The following is a 728-nucleotide window of genomic DNA, read 5'->3' as shown; positions in this document are numbered from 1 at the left end:
TGGACAACTGTGAGCATGTGGTGGGTGCGGCGGCGGAGTTGGTGGACGTGCTGCTGGCGCGGTGTCCGGGGGTGACGGTGCTGGCGACGAGTCGTGAGCCGTTGGGTGTGCCGGGGGAGTTCGTCCGTCCGGTGGAGCCGTTGCCGCAGGTTTCGGCGTTGCGGTTGTTGGCGGACCGGGGTGCGGCGGCGCGGCCTGGGTTCGATCCGGGTGATGATCCGGAGGCGTGCGGGGAAATCTGCCGGCGGCTTGATGGTCTGCCGTTGGCGATCGAGTTGGCGGCGGCGCGGTTGCGGGTGTTGTCGGCGCGGCAGGTGGCGGATCGGTTGGACGACAGGTTCCGGTTGTTGACGTCGGGGGCGCGGACGGTTCTGCCGCGTCAGCAGACGTTGCGTGCGGTGGTCGACTGGTCGTGGGATCTGTTGTCGGATTCGGAGCGGGCGGTGTTGCGGCGGCTGTCGGTGTTCTCGGGGGGTTGTGACCTGGAGGCGGCGGAGGCGGTGTGTCCGTCCGGGGCGATCCTCGATCTGCTCGGTTCTCTTGTCGACAAGTCGCTTGTGGTGGCGGCGCCGGGTGATGACGGGGGTATGCGGTACCGGCTTCTGGAGACGGTCGCCGAGTACGCGGCCGAGCGGCTGGACGAGGCGGGGGACCGGGCGGAGGCCGAGCGGCTCCACCTCGTGCACTACCGCGAACTCGCCCGCCACGCCGACCCCGCACTCCGCGGC

General features: G+C 70.3%; 1 protein-coding gene. It reads left to right on the top strand.

Annotation, left to right across the window (positions count from 1 at the left end; translation table 11 throughout):
• Positions 1-728, top strand: a 728-nt coding sequence (locus tag Q5762_RS36880; protein ID WP_399495522.1) for an ATP-binding protein, incomplete at both ends; no start/stop codon positions are given.

The sequence above is a fragment of the Streptomyces sp. P9(2023) genome, assembly GCF_032436795.1.
Lineage (GTDB): Bacteria > Actinomycetota > Actinomycetes > Streptomycetales > Streptomycetaceae > Streptomyces.
Note: the sequence above shows the minus strand (reverse complement) of the source record. Positions and strands in the feature narration are given on the sequence as shown.